The 6,823-nt window shown below is 60.4% G+C and carries 4 protein-coding genes; all 4 read left to right on the top strand.

All coding sequences use genetic code 11. From position 1 onward, the window contains the following. Positions 1-1,720, top strand: a 1,720-nt coding sequence (locus AB4043_RS09565) for a TonB-dependent receptor domain-containing protein (protein WP_442306945.1), incomplete at its 5' end; no start/stop codon positions are given. A gap of 88 nt (positions 1,721-1,808) precedes the next feature. Next, positions 1,809-3,458 carry an alkaline phosphatase family protein gene (locus AB4043_RS09560; protein ID WP_442299232.1) on the top strand — a complete coding sequence of 550 codons (1,650 nt, stop codon included), beginning with the start codon at positions 1,809-1,811 and terminating at the stop codon, positions 3,456-3,458. A 39-nt stretch (positions 3,459-3,497) separates the two neighbouring features. Further along, positions 3,498-5,726 carry a GH92 family glycosyl hydrolase gene (locus AB4043_RS09555; RefSeq protein WP_442299233.1) on the top strand — a complete coding sequence of 743 codons (2,229 nt, stop codon included), beginning with the start codon at positions 3,498-3,500 and terminating at the stop codon, positions 5,724-5,726. A 42-nt stretch (positions 5,727-5,768) separates the two neighbouring features. Then, on the top strand, positions 5,769-6,823 hold a 1,055-nt coding region (locus AB4043_RS09550), incomplete at its 3' end, for a helicase-related protein (protein WP_442306944.1).

The raw sequence follows: 6,823 nt of genomic DNA, 5'->3' as shown, positions 1-6,823 counted from the left end.
CCTCTGCACCCCGTCGATCAATGCCAGCCTCTGCGGTTTGAACAGCAGCGGTGGAGCGGCGTCTACGGCTGCCGTCTCCGATACCTACTGGGCTGATTTCCTCTTCGGCACCACCAGCGCCTATCAGCTCGCCAACTACTTCGTTGTTCACCTGCGCCAGAGCATGCACAACTGGTATGCCCAGGATGACTGGAAGGTGAACAATCGCCTCACGCTGAATCTTGGTCTGCGCTGGGAGTACGGCTCGCCTTACTCAGAGCAGAACAACTACATCTCCAACTTTGATCCCACCTCGCAGACCGTGTTGACCCTTTCCCCGGGAGCAGTGACCGGAAACGGCATCACGAAGCTGCCTGGCTCCGGCGGTGTCTACGGTAAGACTCTGATGGATCCGGATCTGAATGACTTTGGACCCCGCGTCGGCTTCTCATATGCGGCTACTTCGAAGACGGCGATCCGCGGCGGCTTTGGCATGAGCTACGTTCACTACTGGCGTGCGGGCTCGGGTAACATCACGGGCATCAATGCGCCCCAGGCGTTATTTGTCGCTGTGGCACAGTCAACACCGAGCACGACGAATCAGTGCCCGGCGGGTGCTCCCGATACCTCCTGCTACGTGCGTGCGGAGCAGGGTTTCCCCTCAACGCTGGTGACACAGTTCAACAAGGCAACGGACAACATTACCTGGGTTCCGCGCAACACGCGTGACGCCTACGTGGAGAGCTACTTCCTCAGCGTGCAGCAGCAGTTGGYCAAGAACATCCTGCTGGACGTCGCCTACGTGGGCAACCACGGCCTGAAGCTGCAGGGCTTCCTGAACGGCAATCAGAAGAATCCGTCACAAAACTTTGCCCGTCCCTATGGAAACTGGCCCAGCGATATCACCACAGCGCTGAACGAGTTCATGTCGAACTACAACGCGCTGCAGGTGCGGTATGAGCAGCGTGCGACCGGCGGCCTGACGCTGCTGAACTCCTTCACCTGGCAGCACTCCCTCGATAACGCCAGCGCCTCGCTCGAAGGCAACACGCCTTCGCCGCAGGATGCCAACAACATCCGCGCGGATTACTCTCAATCCGACTACAACCTTCCGGTATCGAACGTCACCAGCCTGGTCTACGAGCTTCCGTGGGGTCGCGGCCGCCGTTGGATGAACAAGACCAACGGTTTCGTCGATTCGGTTCTGGGTGGATGGCAGTTGAGCGCTATCAATACCCTGCAGGCGGGTACACCATTCAACCTGACCTATACACCGAACTCGGCGACAGCCGTTTCGCCGCAGATTGGCGCCAGCTACCGCGGTGCGAATCTCTATCGTCCGAACCGTGTCGCCGGAACTCCAGTCACGCAGGGACGTTCTGTTCGTGCGGCGGGCACCGGTTATGTGCAGTACGTAAACCTGGCCGCCTTTGCGCTGCCGGCGACCCGCGACTCCGCAAACAACCTGCTCAGCCCGTTTGGCAATGCGTCGCGTAACCCGGGCCGTACGCCTGCCTTCTACGAGACGACACTCGCGGTGAACAAGAAGTTCTCCACGCCGATCGAAAGCCTGAAGGCTGAGTTCCGCACGGAGTTCTACAACATCTTCAATCACACTAACCTCTACCTGCCTTCCGGTGGTCTGGGTGGCACCCTGGGCGGCGCCCCTTCCAGCGGCGGCGTGGTATCAAGCACCTTCGAGCCCCGTATTGTCCAATTCGGCTTGAAGATTCTCTACTAGACGAGAGGCACTTAACCGGCGGCAGACGTGACAAACGTCTGCCGCTTTTGTTTTCTATGTATGCTTTCTACGAGAGGAAAATCCTAGGATGCGTTTGTTGGGGAAGGCTGTAGCGGCCGCTGCGATGGCGGCGGCATGTGTCTCGGCGGTGGCCGATGAGTATCACGCAAAACCGAAGCTGGTTGTCATTCTGGTTCTGGACCAGATGCGCGGCGATTATCTTGACCGGTATCGCGACGACTTCAAAACCGCGAACGGCTTCAATCTCTTCCTGAAGAAGGGCGCGCACTTTACCGATTGCTACTACGACTACGCCAATACCCACACGGCTCCCGGCCACTCGACCATCGGTACCGGAGCCTATACGGATGGTCATGGTATCCAGGCCAACCAGTGGTGGGATTTCTCGCGTTCGACGGAGCATGTCTACTCTTCGGTGGATGACGACGACTACAAGGTCGTCGGAGCGCCTGCCGGAGCGACCATTACTCCCGGTCAGTCACCGCGGAACCTGATGGCTTCCACTCTCGGCGATGAGATTGTGCTGGCGACACATGGTGAGGCGAAGGTCTTCGGCATCTCGCTGAAAGACCGCGCTGCGATTCTGACCTCGGGGCATGCTACGCAGGGCGCCTTCTGGATTGATCAAAAGTCCGGCCACTTTATAACCTCGACCTACTGGATGAACGATCTGCCGGCCTATGTCGCGAAGTTCAATGCCAGCGGCAAGGCTGAGGCGGCGGCCAAAGAGGTCGGCGGCAAGGGACAGAACTTCTATAACGAGGTTGGCGCGACCCCGGCGGGTATCCGCTACGAGCTCGAGTTCGCAGAGACTCTCATCGATGCCGAGCAGCTCGGCAAGCATCCGGTCACCGATATGGTGACGATCAGCCTGTCGTCAACCGATATCCTCGGACATGCTGTCGGGCCGAACGATCCCAAGCAACGTGCCCTCCTGGATGGAGCTGATATAGAGCTGGACAAGTTCTTCACCTGGTTGAATACGCATGTCGACGGTGGCATGGCGAATGTCTGGGTGGCCATGTCGGGCGATCATGGTGTCGCTCCGGCGGTTGGTGAGACGCAGAAGCTCGGCATGCCGGCAAATACGTTTTCCTACGCCGGTCTGATCGATGCCATGAACGAAGAGCTGACGAAGAAGCTCTCCCCGGGCAATCCGCAGAAGTTCCTGCTGCAGGGCGGGGAATACGCCTACTTCCCGCTGGATCAGCGTGTGTGGGAGAAGCTGCATATGTCTGAGGCCGATGCCGAAAACATGGTTGCGGCTATGCTGCCTGAGGTGATGGCGAAGACACAGCCTGGCCTGCCGGGCTCAAAGCCGGCATCGAAGCCGATGGTGCGCCGCGTGTTCACGAAGGCACAGATGGCCTCGGGAGATCTGCCGAACAACGATCTCGGCCGTCTGCTGCAGCACAGCTACTCGCCGAATGGCGGATGGCAGGTCTTTGCGCTCTTCGGCGAGTACCAGCTTCCGGGTGCGGCGACGGGCACAACGCACTATGCGCCGTACTCGTATGACCGTCACGTGCCGCTGGATTTCTACGGTTCGGCGTTCATTCCGGGCACGTATCACGACCGCGTCGCGCCGGTGGACATCGCTGCGACCTTTGCTTCGCTGCTGCGCATTAATCAGCCATCCGCCTCGGTGGGGCATGTGTTGACGCAGGTTCTGAAGCCTGAGGCGGAGCCCACCGCCGCTGCCCCTAGGACAAAGTGAGGATGCGCGGACAGGGACACTCTTGATAAAGTTCTAGCCGTGATCACACGGCGTAGCTTTCTTGGTTCTCTGTCCGCGGTCTCCGCTGGTCTGGCGGTAGCCGACGCTCTCCCCCTTGCAGCTTTTGCGAAGTCACCCGCCTCCAGCGATGTGACCAAATATGTGAAGATCGCCATCGGTACCGGCGGTCACGGACATACCTATCCCGGCGCAACTATGCCATGGGGAGCTGTGCAGCTCAGCCCCGATACCGGTGTAAAGGGTTGGGATCACTGCTCCGGATATCACTGGGACGACAAGACCATCCTCGGCTTCAGCCACACCCATCTCAGCGGTACGGGCGCTGCCGACCTGCTCGACTTCCTGGTCGTGCCGCGGGTCGGAGCGGTAAAGCTGGCGCCGTCGGAGTATCAGCAGAGCTTCTCGCATGACGAAGAGGTTTCTCGTCCGGGGTATTACAGCGTCAAGCTGAAGGATTCCGGTATCTTCACTGAGCTCTCAGCGACCGAGCGTTGCGGCGTCCACCGCTATACCTTCCCGGAGTCAAAGTCCGCGACGATCATGCTCGACATGACGCATCTGATCGAAGGCAATCCGCAGAAGGTCAATTGGGCGAAGGTGAAGGTGGAAGGCCGCCGCATGTTGACTGGCGGACGCAGCACGCAGCTCTGGTCTCCCGGACGCGAGATCTACTTCGCCATGGAGTTCTCCCGTCCCGCGGACTCGATCCAGATCTTTGCCGATGACAAGCTGGTGCAAGGAGAGACCTCCAACGAGCCGCGCCTGAAGGTTGTGGCGCACTTCCATACCACGGCAGGGGAGAAGATCCTAGTCAAGACGGGCATCTCCGGCATCAGCACCGAGGGCGCGCTGGCGAACCTGAAGGCCGAGGTTCCGCACTGGGACTTCGATGCGGTGCAGCACAAGGCGCACCAGGCGTGGCAGCAGGCGCTCGGCGCCATTCAGGTGGAGACGGAGAACACCCGGCACAAGGAGATCTTCTACACCGGCCTGTATCACACCATGCTGGCGCCAACGCTCTTTGACGACGTGACCGGCAAGTACGCGGGCATGGACGGCAAGGTGCACGATCTGCCCGCGGGGCTGCACAACTACTCCACCTTCTCGCTGTGGGATACCTACCGCGCGCTGCATCCGCTCTACACGCTGATCGCTCCGGAGAAGGTGCCCGACCTGGTCAATTGCCTGATCCGCGAAGCGGAGCAGAGCCCGGGCGGCGTGCCCATCTGGCCGCTGCAGCAGAAGGAGACCTTCTGCATGGTCGGCTATCACTCGGCTCCGGTTGTGGCTGAGGCGCTGGTAAAGGGCTTCCAGGGCATCGACGCCAAGGCTGCCTACAAGGTCTTCCGCAAGCGCGCGATGGTCGATGACTATCGCGGCCTTGGAGCGTATCGCAAGTACGGTTACATCCCCTGCGATGTCGAGGAAGAGAACGCCTCCAAGACGATGGACTACGCCTACGACGACTCCGCCGTTGCGGCCATTGCGAAGGCTGCAGGTGAGCAGCAGGAGTCGGAGCAGTTGCACAAGCGTTCAAAGAACTACCGCAATCTCTACGACAAGGAGACCGGCTTCATCCGTCCGAAGTATACCGATGGCCGCTGGGCCGGTCCGTTTGCTCCGAACGCGATCAGCGTCTCGCGCAAGTGGCGCGACTACACCGAGTCCAACGCCTGGGTTACCACCTTCAGCGTGCAGCACGATCCCAATGGCCTGGCAGAGCTGATGGGTGGCAAGCAGGCTCTTGAGAAGAAGCTCGATGACCTGTTCTCGGCAGACTCCACGCAGCCGCCGGACATGCCGCCCGATGTCGCCGGACTTGTTGGTCAGTACGCTCACGGCAATGAGCCCAGCCATCACATCGTGTATCTCTACAACTACGCGGGCGTTCCGGAGAAGGCACAGAAACGTCTCCGCAGCCTGATGGAGACGATGTACGACAACAAGCCAAACGGCATGCAGGGCAACGAAGACTGCGGCCAGATGTCTGCCTGGTATGTGCTGAGTGCTCTGGGTATCTATCCGGTCGATCCTGTAAGCGCGACCTGGGATGTCGGCACGCCGCTCTTCGACCGCGCGACGCTCGAGGTAGGCAACGGCAAGACACTGACCATCGAGACCAAGCGCAGCTCAGCCGACGCGGCGATCGTGAAGAGCATTACCTTCAACGGCGAAAAGCACGAGGGACTGACCTTCGAACACGCCGCTCTAGCTAAGGGCGGGAAGATCGTTTTCGAGATGGCATAACTGCCATTTGACGCTCGACTCACCGCGTGTTGCGATGGAGATGTGAACGTTTCAAAACAGCTTCCGGTCGATCTCATCCTGCCGGAAGTTGTCCAGCATCTCCTCGCAACGCCTTCTCTTGTGATTGAAGCGGCTCCGGGCGCGGGTAAGACGACCCGCGTGCCTCCGGCGCTGCTTAAGATTCTTCCAGGCGAAGTCATCGTTCTCGAGCCGCGGCGTATTGCGGCTCGTATGGCCGCACGTCGTGTCGCCCAGGAGATGGGCGAGCAGGTCGGAGAGACGGTCGGCTACCAGGTGCGCTTCGAAGAGGTCTCCGGCCCGCGGACGCGGCTGCGTTTTGTCACCGAAGGTGTGCTGACACGCCGCCTGCTCTCGGACACGATGCTCAAGGGTGTCAGCGCCGTTGTACTGGATGAGTTCCATGAGCGGCATCTTGATGGCGATCTGGCCTTGGGGCTGTTGCGGCGGTTGCAGGTGACGACACGTCCAGACCTGAAGATCATCGTCATGTCGGCCACGCTGGATGCCGCGCCGATTGCTCAGTATCTGGATAACTGCCCGATCGTGCGCAGCGAAGGCCGTGCCTTTCCACTGCAGCTTGATTACGCGGGCTACTCCACCGCTCCGTTGGAGCAGCAGGTCGCTCGCGCGGTGGAGACACTTCTCTCCGAGGGAGAGACCGGAGATACGCTGGTCTTTTTGCCGGGTGTTGCCGAGATCCGTCGTGCTATTCGCGAGATTGAGCCCATCGCGCGCCGAAGAGGCATGCTGCTGGCTCCGCTCTATGGCGAGCTCTCTCCCGCCGAGCAGGACATGGCTGTGCAGAAGGCGTCGAAGCAGAAGATCATCGTCTCCACGAATGTTGCCGAGAGCTCGGTGACGGTGGAAGGTGTGACTGCCGTCGTCGACAGCGGCCTGGCTCGTATCGCCGGTCACTCACACTGGACGGGGCTTCCTATTCTTGAAGTACAGCGCGTCAGCCAGGCCAGCGCAAAGCAGCGCGCCGGGCGCGCAGGACGCACCGCGCCCGGCCGCGTGATTCGGCTGTATGCCGAAGAGGACTTCCGCCGCCGCCCTGAGGTTGATCGTCCCGAGAT

The organism is Terriglobus sp. YAF25, assembly GCF_052113305.1.
Taxonomy (GTDB): Bacteria; Acidobacteriota; Terriglobia; order Terriglobales; family Acidobacteriaceae; genus Terriglobus.
This window is presented reverse-complemented; position numbering and strand designations above follow the sequence as displayed.